The 22656-nt window shown below is 46.1% G+C and carries 15 protein-coding genes and 1 tRNA gene; 13 read left to right on the forward strand and 3 right to left on the reverse strand.

Going from position 1 to position 22656, the window contains the following annotated elements; all coding sequences use genetic code 11:
- Positions 1-818: 818 nt before the first annotated feature.
- From F3J22_RS26900 to F3J22_RS26915, 4 genes are all read left to right on the forward strand, one after another.
- The gene (locus F3J22_RS26900; RefSeq protein WP_167021079.1) at positions 819-1424 is read left to right on the forward strand and encodes a DUF4254 domain-containing protein; all 606 of its coding nucleotides are present in this window, start codon (positions 819-821) and stop codon (positions 1422-1424) included.
- Between the two features lie 28 nt (positions 1425-1452).
- The gene (locus F3J22_RS26905) at positions 1453-2487 is read left to right on the forward strand and encodes a glycosyltransferase family 9 protein (RefSeq protein WP_205195728.1); all 1035 of its coding nucleotides are present in this window, start codon (positions 1453-1455) and stop codon (positions 2485-2487) included.
- 87 nt (positions 2488-2574) lie between these two features.
- Positions 2575-2645, forward strand: a tRNA-Gln gene (locus tag F3J22_RS26910).
- Between the two features lie 203 nt (positions 2646-2848).
- Positions 2849-3124 (forward strand): hypothetical protein, encoded by a 276-nt coding sequence (locus tag F3J22_RS26915; RefSeq protein ID WP_167021080.1) that lies wholly within the window; start codon positions 2849-2851, stop codon positions 3122-3124.
- Between the two features lie 78 nt (positions 3125-3202).
- Here the strand turns inward: F3J22_RS26915 and F3J22_RS26920 are convergent, their stop codons facing one another.
- Together F3J22_RS26920 and F3J22_RS26925 are read right to left on the reverse strand one after the other, a co-directional pair.
- A complete protein-coding gene (locus F3J22_RS26920) occupies positions 3203-4300 on the reverse strand; it encodes a hypothetical protein (protein ID WP_167021696.1) in 1098 nt (365 codons plus the stop codon).
- Positions 4301-4335: 35 nt separating this feature from the next.
- Positions 4336-5016 (reverse strand): hypothetical protein, encoded by a 681-nt coding sequence (locus F3J22_RS26925; RefSeq protein ID WP_167021081.1) that lies wholly within the window; start codon positions 5014-5016, stop codon positions 4336-4338.
- A gap of 224 nt (positions 5017-5240) precedes the next feature.
- On the opposite strand from F3J22_RS26925, the gene F3J22_RS26930 reads away from it, so the two are divergent.
- Positions 5241-7616, forward strand: coding sequence for an ABC transporter permease (locus F3J22_RS26930; protein WP_167021082.1), 2376 nt, complete (start codon positions 5241-5243; stop codon positions 7614-7616).
- Between the two features lie 156 nt (positions 7617-7772).
- Here F3J22_RS26930 and F3J22_RS26935 read toward each other — a convergent pair whose 3' ends face one another.
- Positions 7773-9230 carry an aminoacyl-histidine dipeptidase gene (locus F3J22_RS26935; RefSeq protein WP_167021083.1) on the reverse strand — a complete coding sequence of 486 codons (1458 nt, stop codon included), beginning with the start codon at positions 9228-9230 and terminating at the stop codon, positions 7773-7775.
- A gap of 455 nt (positions 9231-9685) precedes the next feature.
- On the opposite strand from F3J22_RS26935, the gene F3J22_RS26940 reads away from it, so the two are divergent.
- The 8 genes from F3J22_RS26940 (at position 9686) to F3J22_RS26970 (ending at position 22656) form a co-directional block, all read left to right on the forward strand.
- Positions 9686-12907, forward strand: a complete 3222-nt coding sequence (locus F3J22_RS26940; protein ID WP_167021084.1) for a SusC/RagA family TonB-linked outer membrane protein — start codon at positions 9686-9688, stop codon at positions 12905-12907.
- Positions 12908-12926: 19 nt separating this feature from the next.
- Positions 12927-14429 (forward strand): SusD/RagB family nutrient-binding outer membrane lipoprotein, encoded by a 1503-nt coding sequence (locus F3J22_RS26945; protein WP_167021085.1) that lies wholly within the window; start codon positions 12927-12929, stop codon positions 14427-14429.
- Positions 14430-14456: 27 nt separating this feature from the next.
- Positions 14457-14579 carry a hypothetical protein gene (locus F3J22_RS30720; RefSeq protein ID WP_255492093.1) on the forward strand — a complete coding sequence of 41 codons (123 nt, stop codon included), beginning with the start codon at positions 14457-14459 and terminating at the stop codon, positions 14577-14579.
- A 9-nt stretch (positions 14580-14588) separates the two neighbouring features.
- Positions 14589-15686 carry a sterol desaturase family protein gene (locus tag F3J22_RS26950; protein WP_167021086.1) on the forward strand — a complete coding sequence of 366 codons (1098 nt, stop codon included), beginning with the start codon at positions 14589-14591 and terminating at the stop codon, positions 15684-15686.
- A gap of 162 nt (positions 15687-15848) precedes the next feature.
- The gene (locus tag F3J22_RS26955) at positions 15849-16418 is read left to right on the forward strand and encodes an RNA polymerase sigma-70 factor (protein ID WP_167021087.1); all 570 of its coding nucleotides are present in this window, start codon (positions 15849-15851) and stop codon (positions 16416-16418) included.
- 84 nt (positions 16419-16502) lie between these two features.
- Positions 16503-17774, forward strand: coding sequence for a FecR domain-containing protein (locus F3J22_RS26960; protein WP_167021088.1), 1272 nt, complete (start codon positions 16503-16505; stop codon positions 17772-17774).
- Between the two features lie 71 nt (positions 17775-17845).
- Positions 17846-21214 (forward strand): SusC/RagA family TonB-linked outer membrane protein, encoded by a 3369-nt coding sequence (locus F3J22_RS26965; RefSeq protein WP_167021089.1) that lies wholly within the window; start codon positions 17846-17848, stop codon positions 21212-21214.
- A gap of 17 nt (positions 21215-21231) precedes the next feature.
- The gene (locus F3J22_RS26970) at positions 21232-22656 is read left to right on the forward strand and encodes a RagB/SusD family nutrient uptake outer membrane protein (RefSeq protein WP_167021090.1); all 1425 of its coding nucleotides are present in this window, start codon (positions 21232-21234) and stop codon (positions 22654-22656) included.

Genomic DNA, 22656 nt, shown 5'->3' on the forward strand with positions numbered 1-22656 from the left:
GCCAAGAGTAATATATACTTCTATTTGAAAAAAAATTACACAAAAAGAAATTTATACCAGCGTTGATAGTAGCGAGATCCCTTGTGGGAGTATTGATTTGCTATTGACCCGAGGTTCAAGTTATGAGGTAATGACCTTGCGGAATCACTATCCACAAGATAACCATTAATGCCTATACGATTTGCATTCTCGAACATTCACATGACAATCTTTTACAATAAGCGTATGGTTTCAACCATGCGCTTTTTTATTTAGTTTGATTTCCATTGAGTGTATATTTTATGTTTATATAGATGTCTTTATGATTCCCGTTTAGCGGGCGCCTTCGGCACCCGCTAAACGGGAATATCTGCGGCCGCCTGCGGCGGCCGCAGATATTCCCGTGGAAATTGAAAAGGGCAGGGCCGCAGGCACCTCCCGAAAAAGAAAAGCCCGGCTGCCGCCGGGCTTTTCTCCAAGGAATTGAAAAGGGGAGAGCAGGCGGCATCTTCTAAACAGGAATGCCCATGACCGGCTGCAGCTATTCCCGTGGAAATTGAAAAGGGAAGGGCTGCAGGGACCTCCCAAAAAGAAAAGCCCGGCTGCCTCCAGCGGCCGGGTTTTTCTGCAAGGAATAGAAAGGGAAGAGCAAGCGGCATCTTCTAAACAGGAATGCCCATGACCGGCTGCAGCTATTCCCGTGGAAATTGAAAAGGAAAGGATCGCAGGCATCTCCCGAAAAAAATACGGGGATCGCCGGCCAACTGCCGGCTTCCCCTTTTACCCGAGCGTATCCAGAAAAAAAATACTCCTATGTAAGAAAAGTATAATTTTGCCGCATGTTTACTCAACTGTGCAATAAAATATTTAACCAGAGCATACTGGACTATCACCAGTATAATGATGTGCACCGCGCCATCAGCAATCCTTATGAAAAGAGCAGCATTGAGCATTTGCTGTATTTAAAAAACTGGATCGATACGGTGCAGTGGCACCTGGAAGATATCATCCGTAATCCGAATATTGACCCGGTAGAAGCATTGGGTATCAAAAGATGGATTGATAAATCGAACCAGGAGCGCACTGATGTCGTAGAATATATTGACAGTTATTTCCTCGATAAATTTAAGGCTGTAGCAACTGCTGCTGATGCGGCTATTAATACGGAGAGTCCGGCCTGGGCTATAGACCGTTTGTCTATCCTGGCGCTGAAGATTTTCCATATGCAGGAAGAGGCTACCCGTGAGGATGCTACTCCTGAGCACAGGGCAGCGTGTCAGCGTAAGCTGGATATTCTCCTGGAGCAGCGGAGCGACCTGAGTACAGCGATTGAAGAGCTGGTGGCAGATATTGCAGCCGGTAAGAAATACATGAAGGTCTACAAGCAGATGAAGATGTACAATGATCCTTCTCTGAATCCTGTTCTGTATAAAAACGGTCAGTAATCCGGGTTTTCATCCAAAAAATCAAATTTTGACAACTGCTACTAAAAGGCAAACCATCCTGGTTTTCCGCTTTTCGGCATTGGGAGATATGGCGATGACCATTCCTGTGATGAAACAGGTACTGGATAGCAATCCTGATGTGGATATTGTTTTTGTGTCCAACAAAAACTGGGGAGCGCTGTGCGAGGGAATTCCACGTCTGACCTTCTATCCGGCAGATTTCAAGGGAGTACATAAAGGATTTCCGGGACTGTACAAGCTGTTTAAAGAGTTGCGTAAACAATTCAATATCAGTGCGGTAGCAGACCTGCATAATGTACTTCGGTCGCAGGTGGTACGGACGCTTTTTAAGCTGACAGGTAAGCGGGTGAGGGCCATTGATAAGGGTCGTGCAGAGAAAAAGGCACTTACCAGCAAGGAAGGGAAGGTATTACAGCAACTGACCAGCACTATCGAGCGTTACGCGATCGTATTCAGGCAGTTGGGACTAACCTGTGAAATGGGCAAAAAACCTGTTTTTCAGCCCCGTGAGCTGCCTGATAACGTACAGGCGGTATTGGGTGCTAAAAAAGAGCAGAAATGGATTGGAATCGCCCCATTTGCCACATATCAGGAAAAAATGTATCCGTTGGCTAAAATGGAGGAAGTTATTGCTGACCTGAGTAAACATCCGGCTAACAGGCTGCTGCTTTTTGGTGGTGGCAAGGAAGAAGGGCGTCAACTGGCGGCACTGGCGGAGAAATATCCTTCCGCCATTTCCGTAGCGGGAAAGTTTTCGCTGAAAGAGGAACTGAGTATTATCAGCCAGCTGGATGCGATGATCAGCATGGATTCTGCCAATATGCACCTGGCTTCGCTATTCGGTGTACGTGTTATATCTGTTTGGGGCGCTACGCATCCCTATGCCGGTTTTATGGGCTACGGGCAGTCGGAGCAGGACGCCGTGCAGATTACCGATCTTGATTGCAGGCCATGTTCTGTTTTTGGCAATAAGCCATGCTTCAGAGGGGACCATGCCTGTATGGAGTGGATCAAACCCGCTGCAATCGCGGAAAAAATATGATTTGAAATTTTTTTTTGCAGATTCAAAAAAAATACTACTTTTGCCATCCCAAACAACGAGGGTAGTACCCAAAATTGTAACGGAGATTGCCCAATAGTATAAAGGTAGTACGACAGATTTTGGTTCTGTTTGTCTTGGTTCGAATCCAGGTTGGGCAACAAAAAGGAGACAGTTACTGTCTCCTTTTTCGTTTATATACGGTTGAGTTTTCTGCTCAACAATTATACCCTTCCTTTCTACACTTTTTTACATCTGACAATAAAATGTACTATGCTTAAATCCGCTACAGTAGCGGGAAATGCCTCGATTTTACCGCTGGCACAATGATTGGTATTTGTTGATAAGTCAAAACCTTTGAATTATGAAAAAGATACTTTTCGCAGCTACCCTCGTAGGCGCCGCAGGTGCAGGCATCTACATGTATATGAGAAAACGTAATCCGGGTGTAGATCCAGGTGATAAATTGATGCATGATGCACAGGACCTGATGGATAAAACTTCCAGGATGTTTAAGAAAAACTGGCGGAAGCTGAATCATAAAATGCATAACATCAACGATCATGTACAGGATCGTATGGAAGAACGTATGAAAGAAGGCCGTGATGGAAATAATATTTATAGTCATTCTATGGGTTAACCTTTTTGCAGATTGATTATGTCAAAAAAATCGCCGCTACCAGGTAGCGGCGATTTTTTTATGTGGGGATGATATTGATTAATTAAGAGAGAATACATCGATTGTATTGGAGGCACCATTTGCTGAAGTGCCGCCAATGACATAGAGTTTGTTATTTGCCACTACAGCGCAGCTAAAACCTCTGGCTACTGAAAGCTTAGTGCTGCCCCAGGAATTGGTGACTACGTTGTAATAATCTACTTCATCTGTGTATTGTGCTCCGGTAGCCGTGCCACCTGCAAATACCACCAGGTTACCTATAGTGGCGGCACATACTCCCGTACGAGCGACAGGTAGATGTATTACCGACCAGTAGGCCGTTTGGGTGTCATACACATCTATCACATCACTCATTTTATTTAAGGCAGGATCTACACCTCCTGCCAGATAAATTTTGTTAGCGGCAGCGGCAATGGTGAAACCGGCGCGTTTCACGCTTAAAGCAGCTGTACTCCAGGAATTGGATGGTGCATCCAGGATGTCTATTGCATACGTTTGAGCACCGTTGAAATCCGTTCCTCCAGCTATCATGACTTTTTTATTAATGCCGATGACTTGTGGAAAAATCCTGGCTGTGGAAAGGAAATGCGGCGAAGCCCAGGTTTGGCTGGTTTGATCGTAGGCGTCCACTTCGCCTGATGCATGAGCATAATCAGGTGCGGAGGAGCCGCCGGCAAAATAGCTGATATTGTCGAGGGTGGCAGCACCCATGGCCGTACGACGTACCGCAGCCGCAGCAACGGTACTTGTATTGTTATTATTGTCGATCAATAAAATATGGCCATCTGCGGTGTTTGTATTAGTGATGAAACTGCCGGCGATTATTCCCAGAGAGGCGTTGCCAGTGGCACTTGCAAACGCGTAACTATTGGTGATGCTGGGGATCTTACTCCACGTGGCGCTAGGTATATCGAAAATATCTATGTTGGGAGCAGCATTGGTTTGGAAACCGTCCCCGACAATGTAAATTTTTTTGCCGATGAAAACAGCAGCAGGTTTGTATCTGGGCAGGGGCAGTTGCAATGTACCCACTGCCTGCAGACTTTGTACCGAAGAAGGAGGTGCTGTATTACTGCTCTTGCTACAGGAGCAGATAACACAGCACAGCAGGATGATCCCGATAAAATTTTTTTTCATAAAGCGTTGGTATGTGAGGTTATGGATGATTTTTTTTATTTACCTAGTGTTTTAATGGTATATCCTGCAGAATTGAAAGTCAGGCTTGATTTTCCAATAGCGGTTGTTTCAACAATTTTACCTTTTATTGTACTTATTTCTGCGAGGAAATTATTATGATCTTTCTGAAGAAAGTTTGCCATAGATGATTCATTGGAAGGATTGGGAATTTTCTTTGCAAGAGGGTAAATATTGCTGGCGTCAAATGGTAACTTAATGCACCAGAAATTTATGCTGGCACCAGATTGTGGTTCTATTCCCGTATATGCTTCGGCGTTATATCCGCATATATTTTTGGTTTGATTGCTGTGTGTGATTTTAATATTGGACCTTGTAGCCATCATTATACCCGGATTTCCACCCATATGCATTAAACCAGGGATGTTATAGATGGTAATCTGCTTTTTTTTACCTTCTACTGCCATGGTGTTTCCATTTTTATCATAGATGACGAGATCGAGGTCATCGTCGGTATTTATTTTGGCAGCAGCATAATCCCCGCTTTTGGTGAAATAATAGATGATCTCCGTGTTACCATTAGACGGTGTATGGGTTACCTGGGTGATCTGGTAATCGAAAGTAATATGGTCTGGTACGGTAATAGCCGCCGGAGCGGATGAATTGCTGTGAAAGGCTGTACCCGAGAGCATGGCAGCCATTATTATTAACTGTTTCATGACGAAAAGAATTATTAAATTATGATGGGGTTCTTACTCACAACCACGCCACACAAAGGTCAGTATCGTTACTACGGTTAAATAGTAAAAAATCGCATATCCGGTTGTTCGTTTTTATCGTGTAAGTGTCCGGATTTGAACGGGAAAAGAAATGTTTTGTATTGATAATCAATGTATTTTGCTGCTGGCATCTAATTGGTCATCTTACCAGAAAAAAATTAAATATGCTACTGAGTTATATAAAGCCTGCCTGGCGTAATTGTCGCGCAAATCCCGGATATACGGCCCTGAATATCATCGGGCTGGCGATCGGGATGGCTGTATCGCTGGTAATTGGGCTGTGGGTGTGGTATCAATATTCTTATGATAGATTTTTGCCGGGATATGAAAATGTGTACCAGCTGAAAACTAATTTCAGTACGCGTGAAGGCGGAGGTATCGAGGGAACTATGCCATGGGTATCAGTTCCGCTGACAGAAACCATGAAAAAGGATGTTCCTGGTGTGGAAAAGGTAGCATTGACCCTGCCATTTATGGATATGGGCGTTGCCGCCGGCGATAAAAAAATGGTGATGACTGGCGGCGCCGTGGATCCGGCTTTCCTGGACATCTTCCAATATAAAGTGCTTAGTGGAACTAAAGGTATGCTGGAAGATCCCAACAGCATTGTATTAACCGCTTCTGCTGCGAAGGCGCTATTCGGCGCTGCGGACCCTATGGATAAGGTCGTGCGTCTGGAAAACCAGATGGATCTCCGTGTTACCGGTGTGATTGCAGACATGCCCGCAAATGCTACCTATCAGTTTAAATACCTGCTTCCATGGAGAGTGGTGGAACAGCAGTACGAATGGATTAAAAGGGTAAAAACTTCCTGGGGAAATAATTCTTTTTACTGCTTCCTGCAACTGACGCCAGGTGCGGATCAGCAGCGTATCATTGCGGTGGCAGATGCGGCCATAAAAAAGGCAATGGGCGATGGTCATCTGTCGGCGGTGTTACATCCTTTAAAGCAATGGCATCTCTATGATAAATTCACTAATGGTAAAGTAGAAGGTGGGTTTATTACCTATGTGCATATGTTCCTGGTAATAGGCCTGCTGATATTGCTGATTGCCTGTATCAACTTTGTAAATCTTTCTACTGCGCAGGCGGATAAAAGAGCGAAGGAAGTGGGTGTGCGTAAAGCCATTGGCTCTACGAGAGGGGAACTGATTATGCAGTTTCTGATGCAGTCGCTTTTACTTACAGCGATGGCTACTGCCTTTAGTTTAGTGCTGGTGGTGGCTGTGATGCCGTTTTTCAATGCGCTGGCAGGTACTACAATTGCTATTCCGTATGCCAGTATTGCTGCATGGAGTGTGTTGCTGTTGTTTATGATTACCGTATCCTTGCTGGCGGGTATCAGGCCGGCATTTCTGATTTCCGGATTCAGGCCGGTGGTAGTATTGAAGGGATTGAAGCAGCCGGGAAAATCCGGTGGTATCATGAAAACGATGGTGGTTATTCAGTTTGCGGCCTCTGTGGCATTGATCATAGCCACGGTGGTCATCTACCAGCAAATACAATATGGTAAATCAAGACCTACCGGTTATAAAATTTCAGGATTGGTGAGCACGGTGATGTCGCCGGACCTCAGAAGAAATTATCATGCCCTGAAAAACGATCTGCTGGCTTCTGGCACCGTGACCGATGTAACTGAGTCCAGCAGCCCTATTACGGAGATCTGGTCGCATAGTGTGATTAATAACTGGCCGGGCAAAACTGGTCCTTCAAATTCCTTTATCAGTATAGCGAGGGTAGGTGCCGATGAGGATTACTATAAGACTATTGGGATGGAGCTTTCTAGTGGCAGATTATTCAATAATACGGTAGCTGCTGATTCCGGAACTGTTGTGCTGAATGAAGCGGCAGTGAAGGAAATGGGTCTGAAAGACCCTGTAGGGCAGACAATTACCTGGGATGGAGACAAAAGGGTAACCATTGTTGGTGTAGTGAAGAATACGCTGATGGTATCTCCCTTTATTCCGGCAGAAGCGACCCTTTTCCATCATACCGATGATGTATCCGCGATTACCTACCGTTTAAGTCCGAAATACCCGACTCAGGAGGGTTTGGAGAAGATAGGCGTGATATTCAGCCGTTATAATCCTGCTTATCCTTTTACCTATGCTTTTGCAGATGTTGATTATGAGCAGAAGTTTAAGATGGAAGTGCTGACAGGCAGACTGGCAGGGATTTTCGCAGGACTTGCGATTTTTGTTAGTTGTCTTGGTTTGCTTGGGCTGGCTGCATATACGGCGGCCAGGCGTACCAAAGAAATTGCGGTGCGTAAGGTAATGGGCGCATCTACGGCGCATCTGTGGATGTTGCTGAGCAGGCAGTTTATTTTGCTGGTGCTGGTGGGTAGTGCTGTAGCAATGCCGGTGGCCTGGTTTGTATTAGAGCAGTGGCTGGCGAAATATAGTTACAGGATTGTTATTAGCCCTTTTGTTTTCGTGGGGGCGTTAGTGTTAGCGGTGCTGGTGACGATGTTTACGGTCAGTTACCAGGCGATAAAGGCGGCGTTGATGAATCCGATATTGAGCTTGAAATCTGAATAGTTTTTTTCTCGCAAAGCAGCATAAGAAGCAGAACAGCAAAGGATTGTGTTATGTTGTTTTGTATAAAATATTTTGTATAAAAAAGGATGTCTCTACTCAGTAGAGACATCCTTTTTTATTTGAGTTTTGTTCCGTCTCTACTGAGTAGAGACGTGGTTATGCTTTTGCAGGAATTTCTTTCAGTGTATTTGTCAGCAGCTGATAGAAGCGGCCTACAGCTGATATCTGTACTCTTTCGTTAGGAGAGTGCGCATCGAGGATGGTAGGGCCAAAGGAGATCATATCCATACCAGGATGATGAGCGCCGATGATGCCGCATTCCAGTCCGGCGTGTACGGCACCGATTTCAGGTTCTTTGCCGTATTGTTCTTTGAACAGTTTGGTCATCACCTGGAGGATGGCTGAATTGATATTAGGTTTCCAGCCAGGGTAGCCGGAGGTTTGGTTGATGGTACAACCGATAATTTCGAAGCCTGCTTTCACTGCATAGCCAACATCTTCCTTGGTGCTGTCTACGCTGCTGCGTTGCAGTGACTGCGTGGTGAAGGAGCCGTTTTTAGCAATAACGCGAGCCAGGTTGGTAGAGGCTTCTACGAGGTCTGCTATTTCAGGGCTCATGCGGTATACGCCGTTAGGAATAGCATAGATTGCCCTTGTCAGCTGCCGGAAGTAGGCAGGGTCCATCATGATGCCGGGGTTATCGGCTTTTGTGATGGAGACAGCCAGGCCGGCTTCGATGTGCTGGTATTCATCTTTGATGGTGGCTTCGTAGTCGCTGATGAAGGCGAGGAATTCGGCTTCTTCAGATTTGGATACGAGCACCTGTGCGGTAGATTCGCGTGGGATGGCGTTTCTGAGGCTGCCCCCGTCGATACTAACGAGCTGTATATCAAACTGAGACTGTGCTTTATAGAGCAGGCGGTTCATCAGTTTGTTGGCATTGCCACGTCCTTTGTGGATATCCATGCCGGAGTGGCCGCCGAGTAAACCTGTGATTTTGATGAGGTAGGAGAGGAAACCATCGCCGGCAGGAATTTCCTGGTAAGTGGCGCTGGTATTGGTGTCGCGGCCACCTGCGCAACCGATGGTGAAGGAATGTTCTTCCTCTGTATCCAGGTTGAGCATGATGGTGCCGGAGAGCATGCTGCCGTCTAGCTGGGTGGCGCCTGTCATGCCGGTTTCTTCGTCGATGGTGAACAGGGCTTCCAGGGCAGGGTGTGCCAGGGTTTTGTCAGCAAGAATAGCCATGATAGCCGCTACGCCGATGCCATTGTCTGCGCCGAGGGTAGTTCCTTTGGCTCTTACCCAGTCGCCATCTATATACATATTGATTCCCTGTGTATCGAAATCAAAATCAGTATCATTATTTTTCTGGTGAACCATATCCAGATGTGACTGCAGTATAACGGTCTGTCTGTTTTCCAGACCTGCGGTAGCAGGCTTTTTGATAACTACGTTGCCTACGGTATCGCGGGTTGTTTCGAGGCCCAGTTCCTGACCGAATTTAACTACGAAGTCTATAGCGGCTGCTTCTTTCTTGGAAGCGCGGGGGATAGCGTTCAGTTGTGCAAAGTACGACCACAATGATTGCGGCTGGAGGTCTTTCCATTCCATTGTTGTAACGTTTTGTGTTGAAATATATTTCAATTTACACTGTTCGTACGGTTAAGCCTATATTTTTTTTATGAAAGATTTGGGTTTTCGAAAACGCTTCGTATATTTGTCTACCATTTAAGTAGACTAATAAAAATTTACCACCACCAATAGCCGGGATCTCCGGTAAAAAGTCTTTGTCCCACCACACAAAGCGCCCAAAAATATCTTTATTGACGGTTGCTGAAAAGCGACCCGGCGGACTATTATTAAATTTTCAACCATGAACCAGGTAATTAACAACAACCTTTATGTAAGTATGAATAACGGCAAAGCGCTATCCGTTTGCTGTTGCTGTTGTTGTTAGGCATTACGCCATCATCCGGAAACTTTCATTTTTCTGAGTGGTGATGCAGGTCCCAAACCTGCTACAGGGCTTCTTTTGCCCAATTCTAACCAAATCTAATTTATCCTTTATGTACAAATATTTACATTATACCATCGTGTATGCTATCCTGTTATTATTTAGCGGGCAGGTATTGGCACAGGCTCCCGTGATATTGAAGGGGAAAATCGTTGATAATAAAACCAGAGAAGCTTTGCCAGGTGCGTCTGTCAGGCTGAAAGATACCAATTTCGGAACGCTGGCGGATGCCACAGGGAACTACCAGCTGAACCTGAAGCAATTGCCACAAACCATCGTAGTGACCTTTATCGGATATCAATCCAGGGAGTTATTAGTGACGAAAGATGAGTTGAACAAGACCATTGGATTAGACCAGCAGCAGGCATTATCAGAAGTAGTGGTAACGGCAGTGGGGATTAAAGCGGCTACACGTTCGCTGGGATATAGTGTGGGAGAGTTGAAAGGCGCCGCGTTGAAAGACAGTCGCGAACCTAACATAGTAGCGGCACTCAGCGGAAAGGTAGCCGGTGTGCAGATCAATAATTCCGGCGGGTCTCCCGGTGGATCATCTACCATAAAAATACGTGGTAATACCTCTTTACTAGGAAATAATGCGCCCCTGTTTATCTTAGATGGTGTGCCGGTAGATAATTCCATACAGGATATTCTGCCAGTATCCAACAGTGTTTCGCTGGCAACACCTTCTAACAGGGCCATTGACATCAATAGCGCCGACATTGCGAGTGTTACAGTGCTGAAAGGGCCGGCAGCAGCAGCTTTGTATGGTATACGTGCTTCCAACGGCGCAGTGGTCATCACCACAAAACGCGGCAGTACCGTCACTGATAAGTCTTTCGGGGTAACCTACAGCGGATCATTTACTGTAGATAAAATCAACAGGAGAATGCAACCGCGTCAGACCATCTTCTCCAATGGCATTGGCGGACAATACATCAAACCTGGTACCACCGGATCCGATGAAAACTGGGGCGCAAGGCTGGATACACTGACCTATAGCAGTACACCCAGTCTGTTCGATAAAAACGGCACCATCGTCGGAAAGAGCGATCCTACCTCCAATGGCAAGCCTGTGAACCGTTACGACAATATCGATGCTTTTTTCGTCAACGGCTATACGAATGACCATAACATCAGCTTTTACGGCAACACGGGCAATGCCGGCTATTACTTCTCCTATGGGAACCTGAAGCAGACGGGTATTATACCTACTACAGATTTCTATCGCCAGACATTTCGTTTTAACGGCGACTATAATGTTAACAATCGTTTGAAACTATCCGGAGGCCTTAACTATATCAAAGATGGTGCAGACAACCGCGCACTGATGGGAGGCTTTAATACCAATGTGATACGTGCATTGGTTAATACGCCTCCCAACTTTGATATCACCAATGGCTATTCGCAGCCATGGGCACATCCTGAATCATATAAACTGCCCGCTACCAGCGCCAAACCCTGGGGCGACAGCCGTTCCTATGCCAATGGTATTGGCTGGGACAACCCATACTGGTCGCTGAATATGAACCCGCAGACAGATGAAGTAAATAGATTTATTTCATTTGCAGAAGCCAATCTGGAAATTACCAGCTGGCTGAAAGCCACTGCCAGGTATGGGCTGGACTTCTACACCGATGTGCGTAAAGGCGCCTTCAGCAGGGGTACTTCCGGCGTACCCACCGGTACTGTTAACGACGTGAATTATTCCAGAAGAGATAACAACCTGGACGTATTACTGATAGGAGAGCAGCAATTGAGTAAGCACCTGCATCTGACAGCATTGGTGGGCTACAACTACTATAATTCCTGGAAAAATCAGGTCAATACAAGAGGCGACGGATTAACCATTCCAGGAAACTTTAATATTTCCAATGCCGCGGCCACACAGACTTTCAACCAGACCATCCTGAAGAAATTAGTAGCAGGTTATGCAGATGTCAGACTGGATTACCGTAAATGGCTGTACCTGGAACTTACCGGCAGAAATGAGTGGACATCAACATTAGCAAAGGGAAAGAATGCGTTCTTTTATCCCAGTGCCAGCACCAGCTTCATTTTCACCGATGCGTTGCATTTAAATAGCAGCATTCTGAATTATGGAAAGGTACGCGCCACGTATGCGCAGGTAGGTAATGATGCTGATCCTTATTCGTTAGAAACCTACTATGTCCCTACCACCAGCAACGGCTGGATACAGAGTAGTATCAGCTTTCCTTTCAATGGCAAGCAGGGATTGAGTTACAGCGCTACCATCGGTAATCCCAACCTGAAACCGGAGCGTATCAGCACCTGGGAGGTTGGAACGGATTTGCATTTCTTTAATGATAAAACCCAGCTGGAAGCGGTGTATTACTACAACAGCAGCAAGGACCAGATTATCCCGGTTACGCTGCCGTATTCTACCGGTGCCGCCTATACGCTTACAAATGCGGGAAATATTATCAATCGTGGGATAGAGGCCAGTTTGCAGCAAAAGGTTATCAGTAAAGGGAAATTCAATTGGAGTGCCACTGTATTGTTTAATAAGAATATCAGTCTGGTTAAATACATCACCGATAATATTTCCAGTGTGAGTCTGGGTGGTATATGGATGGAAGCGCGTGGCCAGGCGGGGCAGCCCTATGGCGTATTCTATGGAACAGATGTAAAGCGTAATGCAGCGGGGAAACCGATTATCGATGATAACCCGGCCAGTGCCAGTTATGGCTATCCTATTGTCAATACCAGTTTTACGAAGATCGGTGATCCTAATCCGGACTTTAATCTGGGTTTGCGAAATGAGTTTCGTTATGGCGCTTTTACCTTTTCCTTTTTGCTTGATGGAAGGTTTGGCTTCGACATCTTCAATGCGCCGCGTTTACAGATGGTATTTAACGGCGTAGATGCCTCAACTGCCAACAGAGGCACCACAACAGTGTTTGACGGCGTTACGGCCTCTAAAGGGGAGCAGAACACCATTCCGGCGGTATTGTCGCAGGCCTGGTACAGAAATACCTTCAGTATACAGGGATTATATGTAGAGCATGATTTGTATTGGGTGAAGCTCAAAGATGTTAACCTTACTTACAGTCTGCCGCAGCAGTGGCTGAAACCTGCACACATAGCGGCGGCCAGCGTTACGCTTACCGCCAGGAACTTTTTATTATCGACGAATTATAGTGGCAGCGATCCTGATCTGGGGAGTAGGAACGGCTTATCGAATGCCGCCGGTATTGACTTCTGGACAACGCCTAACACCAGGAGCTATGGCGTTGCATTAAATGTTTCTTTCTAACCCAAAAAATCAGCAGGAAATGAAATCGACCATTCATCTTTATATACTTCGCATAGTAGTTGCTTTTATAGTGTTTGTATTACCGGTTTCCTGCAATCTGCAGGGAACGAATGTTAACCCCAACGCCTCTACGCAGGTATCCGTGAGCGCAGTGCTGACAGGCGCGGAAGTGGCGTTGGGGTTTAATCTTGGTGTAAACGCAGGGTTAATTGCCAACATCTACATACAACAGGCCTCCGGTGCAAACGGTGATGCCGCTTCCTTTGATAACTATACTTCTTCTACCCAGTATTTTAACCAGACATGGAGAGGATTTTATGGAGATGTGCTGGATGAGCTGAAGATTGTGAAGACAGCCGCTACAAAGCAGCAACTGCCTTACTACAGCGGTATTGCAAGAGTGCTCAGCGTTTATGGCTACGGAACCTTGACAGACCTGTTTGGCGATATACCCTATAAGGAATCGTTGTATGGGAATAATGTCACCAATCCGGCATATGACAAGCAACAGGATATATACAGCGACTTGCAGTTGCAGCTGGATTCGGCCATACTGGAGCTTTCGCTGCCTTCAGATAAAAATTTTGGTGCTTTACCGGCAGCTGATGATGTGATCTATGGCGGGAATGTTTCCAGGTGGGTTGCCCTGGCGTATACGCTGAAAGCCAGGTATGCCCTGCATCTGAGCCGGCTGGGAAGCAGTGCGGCAGCACAGCAGGCCCTGAATGCATTGTACGATGGCAGTAGGTATAGAGGTATCGCGGATAACACTGGTGATGCACAGGTAGTATTCGGGTCGGCCACTACCAATGCGAACCCGTTTTATCAGCAGAATGCCAACAGGCCGGGATGGATAGGACTGGGCGCTTCTTTCGTGAATTTGCTGAATGGTAATGCCGTTACAGATGACCCGACGAAGCCGGAAGGCGCTTTTCCAGACCCGCGCCGGGCTTACTTTGCGACGCCTTACCCGGTGGGTAGCAATACCTACAGAGGCAGTGCACCGGGTGTGCCAGGTGCTTTCTCAGTAATCGGCAGCTATTACGGAACGGCTACTTCACCAGTAATTATCAGCAGTTTTTCAGAAGCGAAGTTTATAGAAGCAGAAGCGAGATATAGGGTGAATGCGGCAGATCCACAGGCACAGACAGCACTGGAACTGGCCGTGAAGGCGTCTTTTGCAAGAGTGATCAGTAATAGTACAGATCCATATGCGACTGCTGATAAACAGGTTGCATATATAACGGCAAAGGCTATACTGAAACAGGATGCAACCGCAGATATAAACACGATCATCACCCAAAAATACATTGCCTTGTTTTTACAGCCGGAAGTATGGACAGATTACAGAAGAACAGGATTTCCAGCGATACCACTGGCTAAGAATGCCACCAGTGCTGATAATCCGAACGGACAGATACCAAGAAGAATTCCTTATCCGCAGAATGAGCAATCGCTTAACAGGAATACGCCAACAGGTTCTGGCTATCAAACACCGGCTTTGTGGTGGGACAAACAATAATCATCTCTCAACATTAAATCTTCCTATATGACGATCTCTGATATCATCTTAATAACAAAAAAAATTGCTATTGGCATTATCATATTTCTGGTGCCACTGGTGGCAGTTGCCGGGAGTCTCTGGCTGATCTATTCACTCACCACTAAATGATGCATAAGTATGAAAGCAACAACACAAACAAATGCTAATGTGATCCTGCGGGATTCATTACTTAGCCTGGTGCTGTTTATAGCACCGGTGGCACTGATGTTCGGGTATTTTTATATTAGTGGCAGCAAACCTTGGCTGGAGGCGGTTTTGCCGCACCTTTCCTTTAAGGCGCCGGCATTTATAGAAGCCGTTTTTAACAACCTGAAAACATGGGGATTGCCTGCGATTATGCTGGCAGTAGGATTGGTTGAATTTGGTGCAGGACTATACGAAAATAAATGGACGAAGAATGAGCGTATACTTGATATAGTATGTTTTATTCTGCCTAAGATTGTGCTACGACCGCTGATCGCGTATTTCGGGCTGAAGCTGTTGCCTTACGTGTTGCCTGCTGCTAAGGATAGCTTTGCCTGGGTGCCTTTCTGGTGGGGCTTTGCGATCATGGCCGTTGCTGATGACCTGACACAGTACTGGTACCACCGGCTGCACCATCAGCTGCCGTTGCTGTGGCGTTTTCACAGAACCCATCACAGTGCGCCTTATATGGGCATGGCGATGACAAGCCGGCAAAACATTATCTATACTGCTTTCTTCTCGCAGATCTATCTTACTACCACACTTACCTATCTGGGACTTGGCTACCCTGCGTTGTTTGTGGGCGGAATCAAATCGTTGATTACTACAGCAGCGCATAGTAGTATTAAGTGGGATAAACCATTTTATACTATCAAATGGCTGAAGCCTGTTGGCTGGGTGATGGAGCGGCTGATCAGTACGCCGGCCACGCACCATGCGCATCATGCCGATACTACAGATGATGGCGTTGGTCACTATAAAGGAAATTTTGGTAATATGTTTTTCATCTGGGACCTGATTTTCGGCACTGGTATAATTACGCGTCAATACCCGAAAAGTTATGGACTGAAGCATTATAAAGAAGAAGAATGGTATGCGCAGTTGTTGTGGCCTATATTTAAATCAAAGAAGGAGGGCAGTGAATTATCCGCTGAAGGGCCTGTGGTAGGAGGGGAAGAAGGTTTTGTGCAACAGGAAGTGGCGCCGCAGGTGGTAGTGGCGATTGTGCCTGCGGAAGCGGTGTCGGTTTAGGATCATTTATGCGTGATTGTTTTATAAGGTGCGGCGATACAGGAGTACTGTGTCGTCGCAATTTTTTTAGGTAGATGAAGACCTTTGTCGGCTATGGTTTTTATTATAGAATTTCCGCAGTAAATTATATATTTGAATCAATCCATTCTTACATACTACAATTTGAGTCAGTATAACCAACCATCGGAATGCTCGTGGGTGCAGCTGCAACACGATGCCGGGGCTTTTGAGGCGTTTTTCAGAAGTCGGGCGCCGGGGTTATGTGCCTATGTTTACAAGATTGTTAAGGACAAGCCTGCGGCGGAGGATATAGTACAGGATTTTTTTTCCCGGTTATGGCAGAAGCGTGCGGAGATAATAATAACGGGTACTCCGGATAGTTATGCCTATAGGGCGGTGCATAATGCCGCATTAAATTTTCTGAGAGATAATAAAGTAGTTACAGGGGAGATTCCTGAGGTGGTGGAGATGGAAGATTCAGTACTGGAGCAGGAGTTGATACATCAGCGGCGGGTGGCGCAGTTACAGGCGGTGATTGCGCGTTTGCCGGAGCAGTGCAGGATAATAGTGGAGAAGGTTTGTCTGGAGCGGCGGAAGTACAAGGATGTGGCGGAGGAGTTGGGGATTTCGGTATTTACGGTACGAAACCAGGTTGGCAAGGCTTACGAGATCTTGCGGAATAATATTTTTTTGGAGCTGATATGCTTACTACTGGCGGGTTTGTTGAAATAGTTGCCCGATTTTTTTATATTTTTTTTTCATATGGCATAGTACATTTTTAGCATCACTGTGTCATCATACTAGCCACCCTTACACATGGAACAAAAGGATATTGAAATACTGTCAGCATTGCTGAGCGGGGAGTTGCAGCCGGATGATATTACGGTGCAGCAATGGGTGAATAATGCTCCGGAGCGGCAGGTATTATTATCAGAACCTGGTTGTATCAGGGAGTTGCTGGAGGCGCTACGGTTGCAGCAGTCGTTCGATACGGATGGGATGTGGGGGCGGATAGTTGGTGGCGAGCAGGTGGAGGCTAAGGGGGCCGATGGCTTGCGTGATAGCGGCGTTGCGGCAGGGGGAAGGAGTGTGGCTGATAGTGGGCATAAATATACGGATAGCAAGGAATCGGTTAGCCGGAGGGAGCTTAGGCCAGTGGCTTATGAGCCGCCAAGCAGGTATAATATAACTGCTATGTTGTATGGTGTTGCGGCAGGATTATTCCTGGGGCTGACGATATGGTGGTTGCAGCGTTCGGATTTGAAGGTGCGGCAGGAGCCGCCTGTGAAAGAGATAGTGAAAGCTGCACAGCTGCCGAATACTAACAGGGCTATGTTACAGGCAGGTGGAGAAACGGTAGTGTTAAGTGGTGGAGATAGTAGTTTTAATCTGGGTGGAAATGATGTGCGGCTGGATCATGGTAATATTTCTGTGGTAGCGGCGAAAGTGGTGAATTATACCTTAACAACACCGCGGGGTGCGAACTACCAGGTAAGGTTGCCGGATGGTTCCGTTGTATGGCTGAATGCGTCATCCAGTATAACCTATCCTTCTGTATTTGAAGGAAATACAAGAGAAGTGGCGGTGAGCGGGGAAGCATATTTTGATATTGCGGCCGATGCCTCCAGTGCATTTATAGTAAAGACAGGAACACAGGAAATAAAAGTGCTGGGAACAGCCTTCAATATAAATAACTATCCGGAAAATGCCGGTATCTATACAACTTTGATAAGTGGAAAGGTACAGGTAAGTGCAGCAGGGAAATCTGCCTTGCTGCTGCCAGGAGAACAGGCTGTATACGCCTCCGGAAATATACAGACAAGCGATGTGGACGCTGCAGCGTTCAGTTCCTGGAAAGATGGATGGATCAGGTTCAAAAACCAACCATTAGCTGATATTCTCGCTACCGTCAGCCGCTGGTATGATGTAGATATTCATGCTGACAAGCAGCAGATAAGCACGCAGTATTTTACTTGCTATATAGACAAGCAACAAAGTTTGGCAGAAGTGATCAATTCGCTAAACAGCAGCACCAACCAATTTTCATTTTTATTAAAGGAAGGAATCATTACAGTAACGAAAAAATAGTTTGAGCGATAGTATAGTTCGGGAATAGAGAATACATATCCAACTTATTTTATTAACCAAAATTGATAGTGATGAAACTAATGGGGATACCTATGCCTTATCGTGCAGGAAGGTCGGATTTACTACGCGTGGCAGTATTAAGCGCTGCCTTAATGTTGTATAAGGGAAATATGGCTGTACAGGCCCAGTCTCCTACCGTACCCATAACCATTGTGGCAAAGGATAAGAATGTAAAGTCGGTATTGCAGGAAATTCAGCAAAAAACCTCCTACGAATTTTTTTATAGTGATTCAGAAGTAGATGTTAGCCGGCATATTACCGTAAACCTGCAGCAGCGCTCATTGCGCGACGTGCTGAATGCCGTATTGGGAAAAGGATACAGCTGGCATATACAGGGGAAAAATATTTATATCACCGTAGCAGTGCCAGGGAATGAGAAGTCAGTCACCAATGACCAGCAAGAGAATATTTCAACAGGTATTGTAACCACCCCGGCAGGTGAGCCGCTCGCAGGTGTAACCATTCGCGAGAAAGGTTCATCCGCAGGGACGGTAACAGGCCCGGACGGTAGTTTTCATATCAGTAGTGCCAATCATCTGCCACTGGAGTTTTCTTTCATTGGCTATGATAAAAAAGAGATAAAGCCTGATGCTGCCGGAAAAAACATGCATATCGTATTGCAGGAAACACCACGGTCGTTGAACCAGGTGGTAGTAACAGGATATAGCAACAAACGCATGGGAGAGCTGACCGGCGCCGTATCCATGGTGACAGCAGAAGACCTGCAAACCAGTACCACACAGTCGGTATTTGATAACCTGCAAGGCAAAATTGCAGGTATGAACGTCACTGTTGGCGGTGGTAACACCGGGTCAAATACGGAATCTTCTATTGTTATCAGGGGTAAAGGTTCAATGGGCTCGGGCGCTACGCAGCCGCTGGTGGTGATAGATGGTATTATCCAGGATTATGCCAGTACGAGTGATCCGTTGAACAGCATAGCACCTACTGACGTGGCTTCTGTAACAGTGCTCAAAGATGCCGCTTCCGCTGCGATATATGGCTCCAGGGCAGCCAATGGTGTGTTGGTGATTACCACAAAGCGTGGTAGTGCCGGTAAAACAAAAATGGGGGTAAATGCTACCTATGGCGCCAACAAATCTTCACTGGGAAAGTTCCGGATGATGAACGGTCAGGAACGATATGATTTACAGCAGCAGATATACCGCAATCAATACAATGATGCCAATCCCAGTGCCACCGATGCTGAAGTAAATGCCTATGTTAAGCAAATGGTGCCGGACAGTGTACTGAAATACAATACCAACTGGAATGACCTGTTATTACGTACCGGTCAGACACAGGATTACAACGTATGGATTTCCGGCGGTGAACAACGCATTAAATATTATGCATCCGGTGATTATTTTAATGAGCAGGCACCGATGGTAACGGAAAATTATAAGAAGTATAATTTCCGCTTCAATGTGGACTTTCAGGCCACCAACAGGTTGTCGCTTTCTACCAATGCCAGCATGACCTATGTAGATCAGGCATCAGGAGGTTTTTATACTCCTTTCAGCAATGCATTCCTGGTGATGCCATGGGATACCCCTTACAACTCTGACGGGTCTGTGAAACTAGGTGGAATGGACGAACCGGGCTGGTATTCCGGTGTCAATTATAATCCGTTATACGGTAAAAAATATGACAATGGTGGCGTTAAATCAACGATAGGATCAATCGATGTAAACATCCGGTATAAACTGACAGACTGGTTAACGGCGAGTACCCGTAACCGTTACAGCTTCAGTAACGGAGAACGTAACTATTATGTGGATCCCCGTGATGAGAGCAGCTTCTATTATTATAAAGGCGGCCTGATGATGCAAACACCTTTGAGCGGTACCAATATTATTACCACAGAGATGTTGCAGTTGGATAAAGCATTTGGTAAACACCATATCAGTGGACTGGTAGCCTATGAATATAGTAAGCTGGCGAATAAAATGACCAATGTGAGTGTATCCGGATTGAAACCCGGACTGAGAAGTATTACTGCGGGTAATCAATCGACGCTCTCTTATCAGAATTCAATTACTGAAGTTTCATATCTGTCTGCCTTTTCTGAATTAAACTATAGTTACGATAGCAAATATTACGCTACAGCGAGTTTCAGAAGAGACGGGTCGTCTAAGTTTGGGGTAAATAATAAGTATGGTAATTTCTATGCGTTTAGTGGTGCATGGCAGCTGAGCAAAGAGAATTTCCTGCGTAATGCCAGGAACCTGGACCTGCTGAAGCTCCGTTTCAGTTACGGTGTATCTGGTAACGATTTGCCATTAGGTGCTTATCAGTACCTGTCGTTGTACAGTTATCAGCCGACGCAGAATCTCTATGATAAACAAACCAGCACCATACAGTCTACACAAGGAAATCCCAACCTGCACTGGGAAATGCAGTATACCACCAATATTGGTATAGATGCGGGTTTCTGGGATCGTGTAAATGTTTCCCTGGAACTGTACAATAAGCTGAATAACGGTTTGCTGCTGAGGATTACACCACCGGCTACCAGTGGCGGTAATACCTATTACGACAATATTGGCCGTATCAGGAATAAGGGTGTGGAGGTTACCGTTAACACCCGTCAGTTGAAAAATACAGCCGTGAAATGGTCTACAGACCTCACGTTTGCCTTCAACAGCAACCAGGTATTATCGTTGCAACCAGGCGCTGATCTGATCTATAGCGGTCAGTATTCGGGAACGGCGAAAATAATTGGTAAGCCTATGGATAGTTATTACATGCCGGTATATGCAGGCGTGGACCCGGCTACCGGAGCGTCTAAATTTGAAGTAAAAGAAAAAGATGCCAATGGCAACTACACAGGCAAAGTAACCTATACCGACAATCCAGGCAATGCTACCCTTCAATTGCTGGGTAACAGTAACCCCAAATATATCGCCGGCCTTTCCAATAACCTGAGTTACAAACAGTTTAGTCTGAATGTACTGCTGAACTATTTCGGAGGCTTCAAGATGCTGGACCGTACCCGTTCTGACCTTGATTTAGATGGCTCCGATGTTACCTCCAACAACGCTGCCCCGGCAGACGGGCAGGTAAGATGGCAGCATCCCGGACAGCAGGCAGACCTGCCAAAGGCAGGAGAAAAAGTAGATGCCTATTTCCCTACTTCGAGGTATGTAGAAAATGCAGCTTTCCTGCGCCTGAAAAATGTACGCCTGGGTTATACGCTGAATGACAAGGTAACGAAGCGATTAAACCTTGCCAGGCTGTCGGTATTTGTATCCGGAGATAACCTCCTTACCGTGACGAAATACACCGGCATAGACCCGGAAAATAGCTTTGGCGAAGAAAATGAAGGCAAGGTGCCTTTTACTAAAAGATTCCTGGCAGGCTTGCAGGTGACATTCTAACAACTAAAACGAATCAAATGGCAGTTAAAATATTCAAATGGGGTATCATCGGGTTGGCAGTCACTATAGGAATGGCTTCCTGCAAAAGTGCGCTGGACCTGAAACCTAAAACAGACCTTGATGCCAATACCGCACTTAATGGGTATGACAACCTGCAAAGTGCTGTGAATGGCGTGTATTCGCTGGCGAATGATTTTAAATTAATGACACCTTACCTCAACCTGGTAGAACTCAGCACCGACAACGTAGAAGTGTTGAAGTCCGGCAATAACGCCACCACCGCCAGTATTGAGTCATATTCCTTTCAGCATACCTCTTCCATGATGGACATCGGCTGTTGGGGAAGTATATACAAAACCATCTACCATGCGAACATGGTGATCAACGCGGTTCCTGATAATGCAGCAGCCAACCTGTTGCAGCTGAAAGGGGAGAGCCTGTTCTTGCGTGCATGGCTGCATATGTTGCTGGTACAGGCATTCGGAAAGCCTTATGCAGATGGAAATGGCGCTAATCCGGGTGTGCCGTATGTTGTTTCCACAGATGCTTCACTGAAGCCTGCAAGAAATACCGTGAAAGAGGTATACACGTTGGCTGCTGTCGATTTTGAAAAGGCGGCTACGCTGATGACACAAACTAAATCCAATGCCTATGCCAGCAAAGAAGCCTGCTGGGCAGCACTGGCAGACCTCTACCTGAATGCCGGCGATAAAGTAAAAGCAGCCAGCTATGCCACACAGGTGATTGGCAGTGGAAAATTTTCACTTGCTACCGGTACCGGATATACGACCTATTTCAGTACCGATCATGCGGCAGATAAGGAAACTATTTTCACTATTAAAAATAACGATGGTCAGGGGAAAAGCTACTATGGACTTGGTTATAGCTATACGCAAACGAAGTATGCAGCCGTATCTGCACCATTACTGGGCCTGCTGACAGAGACAGCGGGAGATACACGTATTGGCTTCTATACAAAATTAGCTACCGCCACATCCGGCGACAGGTATTTTACCAATAAGTTTATACAGAATGGTGATCCAACCGTGAGTTCACCGGCCATATACAGACTGGCAGATATGTACCTTATTCGTGCAGAAGCCAATGCAGTCGCTAATCCACAGGCGGCACTGGACGATGTGAACCTGATCAGAAAACGTGCAGGAATAGCAGATGCGGGCTTATACCAGCTGGGTAACCTTCGTGGCCGTTCTACCGTATTGCAGGCGGTGCTGGATGAAGAAAGAATAGAGTTCGCGTTTGAAAATGGACGTAGAAAGGCGGCGTTGCTGCGTAATGGCTTGCCCATCCTTCGTGATTATACCGGCAGTGTTGTGCCAGGAAGTCATATTAATATACCGGCAACAGACAAGGCTGTCATCTATCCGCTGCCAGCCACTGAAATTACAGTCAATCCAAATTTAACCCAGAATCCATTTTAA

Source organism: Chitinophaga sp. Cy-1792 (assembly GCF_011752935.1).
Classification (GTDB): Bacteria; Bacteroidota; Bacteroidia; order Chitinophagales; family Chitinophagaceae; genus Chitinophaga.

Bases quoted from the DNA above. Each gene is read 5' to 3' on its own strand.
- F3J22_RS26925 (WP_167021081.1), bottom strand. From the start codon at position 5,016: ATGAAACAGTTAATAATAATGGCTGCCATGCTCTCGGGTACAGCCTTT.
- F3J22_RS26915 (WP_167021080.1), top strand. From the start codon at position 2,849: ATGAAAAAGATACTTTTCGCAGCTACCCTCGTAGGCGCCGCAGGTGCA.
- F3J22_RS26965 (WP_167021089.1), top strand. From the start codon at position 17,846: ATGAAACTAATGGGGATACCTATGCCTTATCGTGCAGGAAGGTCGGAT.
- F3J22_RS26920 (WP_167021696.1), bottom strand. From the start codon at position 4,300: ATGAAAAAAAATTTTATCGGGATCATCCTGCTGTGCTGTGTTATCTGC.
- F3J22_RS26970 (WP_167021090.1), top strand. From the start codon at position 21,232: ATGGCAGTTAAAATATTCAAATGGGGTATCATCGGGTTGGCAGTCACT.
- F3J22_RS26930 (WP_167021082.1), top strand. From the start codon at position 5,241: ATGCTACTGAGTTATATAAAGCCTGCCTGGCGTAATTGTCGCGCAAAT.
- F3J22_RS26960 (WP_167021088.1), top strand. From the start codon at position 16,503: ATGGAACAAAAGGATATTGAAATACTGTCAGCATTGCTGAGCGGGGAG.
- F3J22_RS26940 (WP_167021084.1), top strand. From the start codon at position 9,686: ATGTACAAATATTTACATTATACCATCGTGTATGCTATCCTGTTATTA.
- F3J22_RS30720 (WP_255492093.1), top strand. From the start codon at position 14,457: ATGACGATCTCTGATATCATCTTAATAACAAAAAAAATTGCTATTGGC.
- F3J22_RS26900 (WP_167021079.1), top strand. From the start codon at position 819: ATGTTTACTCAACTGTGCAATAAAATATTTAACCAGAGCATACTGGAC.
- F3J22_RS26935 (WP_167021083.1), bottom strand. From the start codon at position 9,230: ATGGAATGGAAAGACCTCCAGCCGCAATCATTGTGGTCGTACTTTGCA.
- F3J22_RS26945 (WP_167021085.1), top strand. From the start codon at position 12,927: ATGAAATCGACCATTCATCTTTATATACTTCGCATAGTAGTTGCTTTT.
- F3J22_RS26950 (WP_167021086.1), top strand. From the start codon at position 14,589: ATGAAAGCAACAACACAAACAAATGCTAATGTGATCCTGCGGGATTCA.